Source organism: Pirellulales bacterium (assembly GCA_035939775.1).
Classification (GTDB): Bacteria; Planctomycetota; Planctomycetia; order Pirellulales; family DATAWG01; genus DASZFO01.
In genome coordinates, this window is record DASZFO010000029.1 from 1 (window position 1) to 3569 (window position 3569).

A 3569-nucleotide genomic window follows, 5' to 3' on the forward strand; every position below is an offset into this window, starting at 1 on the left:
CGGCCGCGACGCCGTGCTGAATTCATCCTCCGGCCATTACATTGCCCTGCTTCTAAATCGGGCCGAGCCGGTCATCCCTCCGGAGATTCACGAGGTGCTCGATCCGTATCTGAATCAGCTCGAGACGGAGTTGCAGCCCGACGGCGCGGTCGCGCCAAAACGGCCGGCGGCGCCGCCGCGAAACGGAAGCTAACGCAGGGTGGCACTAGCCACGCAACGGAGCGCCAGGGAAGCGATGTCGGCCAGTGCGGCGCAAGAGTGGTGCCCGTGAGAACGTCGTTTTCTCGGAGAAAACCGGGCTTTCAACCGAACATAACAGACATTATCGGACGTTGGAGAGAGGCCGTAGGGCACGCTGTGCGTCTCAGCGTTCGCGTGGTTCTGGCGAACTATTGGAGCCATCTGGATAGCCGTCGATGCACCACCGGATTTTTGTAAGTCCGGCTTCGCTGAGCGCCCGATGAACCGCCAAAGCAATTTCAAACAATTCGGAATTGCAATCGCGCAATTTGGCGCCGAACAACCGTCGCAGCGGACCCGGTTGATCCAAACAAGCGACTTGCGCTATCCATGAATTTGGCAGCGAAGTACGCGCGACTGAGATCTGAAGCTCGGTGGTGTCAATCTCCAGCTCGATCGACCATCCGCAGTCTCGCCAGTTGTCAATCGCGGTCGGCGAATACCCCTTCTCATTCAGAAACTCCGCTATCAGACAGATAATCCCTTCTCCGGGCGAATGGTGCGGATCGTCTCCGATAGATTCGCCTTCGAAGACAACGTTTTGCGAGAGCATGTGTGATTCTACACTGGCCGACATCGCTGCGCTAACGCTCCGATGCGCTGGCCAGTGGCACCCGACGTTGGCCGTTGGCGCGCTTCGCAGCCTAAAGACTGAACTCCGACAGCGCGTGCCCTACGCGGTGCCGTTCATCTCGGCGGCGCCGTGGGGCGAGCCATTTTCGATGTACGCGCCCATCCGGCGGAATTTTTCGTAGCGCTTTTTCAAAAGCTCGTCGGCGGGGCGGGCCGTCAGCTCGCGGAGCGATTTAATCAAATACATCTTCAGCCGGGCGGCCATTCGGGGATGATCGCGGTGCGCCCCGCCGAGCGGCTCTTCAATCACGTCGTCAATCACTCCGAGCGAGAGCAAGTCGCGCGATGTCAGTCGTAACGCCTTTGCCGCTTCTTCCTTGTGGGTATGGCTCTTCCACAGAATGCCCGCGCACCCTTCCGGACTGATTACCGAGTAGTAAGCGTTCTCAAGCACGGCGACTTTGTCTCCCACGCCAATCCCGAGCGCCCCGCCGGAGCCCCCTTCGCCAATCACGACGCAGACGATCGGCGTCGGCAGCCGCGACATCGCGAACATGCTCTCGGCGATCACTTGCGACTGCCCGCGCTCCTCGGCCTCGACGCCCGGATAAGCGCCCGGTGTGTCGATGAGGCAGATCACCGGGCGGCCGAATTTGGCCGCCAGCCGCATCTTGGCCATCGCCTTGCGATAACCTTCGGGATGAGCGCAGCCGAAATGGCAAAGGCTCCGCTCTTTCACCGTCCTTCCCTTTTGATGACCGACGATCATCACTTTGAATTGATCGAGCTTGGCGAAGCCGGTGCGAATCGCTCGATCGTCGCCAAACGATTTATCGCCGTGCAGCTCGACAAATTCGTCGAAGACGAGGTCGATATAGTCGGTTGTCATCGGGCGATCGGGATGGCGAGCGACCTCGACGATCTCCCAGGCCGTCAACTGGCTGAAGATCTTTCGCGTCGTCTCGACCAACTCGCGCCGCAGTCGCCGCAATTCCTCGCGGGCCGCCGGATTATCGCGGGCCGCGGCATCGGCATCGGCGATCCGGGCCTCGAGATCGTAAATCGGCCGCTCAAAGGCAAGGCGGTAGCCGGAAGGCATGCGAGGGGCTAGGGGCTAGGGACCAGGGACTAGAGGCCAGGAAAAGACCGTTGACGGACGAGGACTCCCGCCTGCGACTAGGCTAATTCAAGTGAACACTTGTGACAAGAACGGTTAGAACGGGTCGTGACCGTTGAGGCGTGAGTTTCTCGGGCGTCCTGCCCCTAGCCCCTAATCCCTAGTCCCTTGCTCACGCCTTTCGTGCCGCGGGCATGGAGCGGTAGACGCGATACGCACGCAGGTAGCTCAACACCTCGTCCATCGACTCAGGCCGATCTTTGGGATCCTTTGCCAGCATGGCCTTGACGAGCTGGACGCATTCGTAAGTGAGATTCTTGTTGAAAGTTTCCGCCGATGGGATGGGGGCACGCAGATGTTTCGTGAGCAACTCATTCTCCGAATTGCCCGTATACGGCGGCCGGCCGGCAAACAGCTCGAACATCACGCAACCGAAGCTGTAGATGTCGGTGCGGTGGTCGAGGGATTGGGCGCGGATCTGCTCGGGCGACATATAGCTGCGCGTTCCCGCGACCTGACTCTTGGCGAACAGCCGGCCGAGCAGCCCCTTCCGACGTTCGGCGATCGCGTAGTCGATCAGTTTGACGTCGCCGTCGGGATTCACCAGAAAGTTATCCGGCTTGATATCGCGATGGATCCAGCCGCGCTGGTGAAAATAAGCCAATCCGGCCGCCGCCTGCTCGATGATCCGCGGGACCTGCCGCGCGATCCGCTCGATGCCGGGCACGGCATCGCCGATCGTCTGGCTGCTGGGCGAGATCAATTTCTTGAGGTTCGTTGCGGAGGCGAAAAACTCCATCGCTAGGAACGGGGAAACCTTCGATGCGTCGAACTCATAGATCGTGATGCAATTCGGATGGCTCAATTCGCGGCCGACGGCGAACTCGTGCCGCATCAGATTGATTTGCGCGGCGTCGTGGCGGTAATCGGCGCGGATAATCTTCAGCGCAAACCGTTCGTTCTTTCCGTCGTGCATCGCCTCCCAGACGTCGCAATGGCGCCCGTTGCCGGCCGGGTTGAGCAGCCGATACATGCCGAAATATTCACCCCGTTGAGCCACAGAAACGACCTCGAATTCGTCGGGTAGATCAGGCGTGCCACCGCATTCTTCGCGGCACGCCGTTCTCGTTTTAGTCTAGTCAGCATCTCGAAGTCGGACAACCGCGACACGAGGCGCGAAGCGCCAACGAGGAGAATCGATGTCGGGCACAGAATCGCTCGCTGGCGCTTCGGGCTAGTATTCAGTCGAACGCGATGCGGATGAGTGTGTCATCGCTCAGCGAGCAGCCGGTCGTAGAGCTTGTGTAGCTCATCGACCATCCGCTCGTGCCGAAATTGGTCGGCAAATCGCAGGCGGCCCGCGGCGCCCATTTGTGCTCGAAGGGCCGGATCGGCGGCTAGCCGGTTGACTGCCGCCGCCAACTCGTCGATCGATTTGGGGGGAACCAGGAACCCTGTCTCGCCCGTGACGACAACCTCACGGGCGCCGTCGACGTCATAGCTCACCACCGGCCGGCCCACGAGCAGCGATTGCACCAGCGCCCGGGCTAATCCTTCGCGCAGGCTCGCGTGTACGACGATATCCATCGCCGCGAGCAGACGCGGAATTCGCTCGGGCGACACAAGACCGAGAAACCGA

The 3569-nt window shown here is 60.6% G+C and carries 4 protein-coding genes; 1 reads left to right on the plus strand and 3 read right to left on the minus strand.

The window, feature by feature from the left end; translation table 11 throughout:
• The coding region (locus tag VGY55_01210) for a hypothetical protein (protein HEV2968573.1) at positions 1-193 on the plus strand (193 nt) is incomplete at its 5' end.
• Positions 194-913: 720 nt separating this feature from the next.
• On the opposite strand, the gene VGY55_01215 is transcribed toward VGY55_01210, so the two are convergent.
• The 3 genes from VGY55_01215 to VGY55_01225 form a co-directional block, all read right to left on the minus strand.
• Positions 914-1912: an acetyl-CoA carboxylase carboxyltransferase subunit alpha gene (locus VGY55_01215; GenBank protein HEV2968574.1), complete on the minus strand. Its 999-nt coding sequence runs from the start codon at positions 1910-1912 to the stop codon at positions 914-916.
• A 190-nt stretch (positions 1913-2102) separates the two neighbouring features.
• Entirely contained in the window at positions 2103-2990 is an 888-nt protein-coding gene (locus tag VGY55_01220; protein HEV2968575.1) for a serine/threonine-protein kinase, read from the minus strand.
• Between the two features lie 209 nt (positions 2991-3199).
• A partial coding sequence (locus VGY55_01225; GenBank protein ID HEV2968576.1) for a glycosyltransferase occupies positions 3200-3569 on the minus strand: 370 nt, incomplete at its 5' end.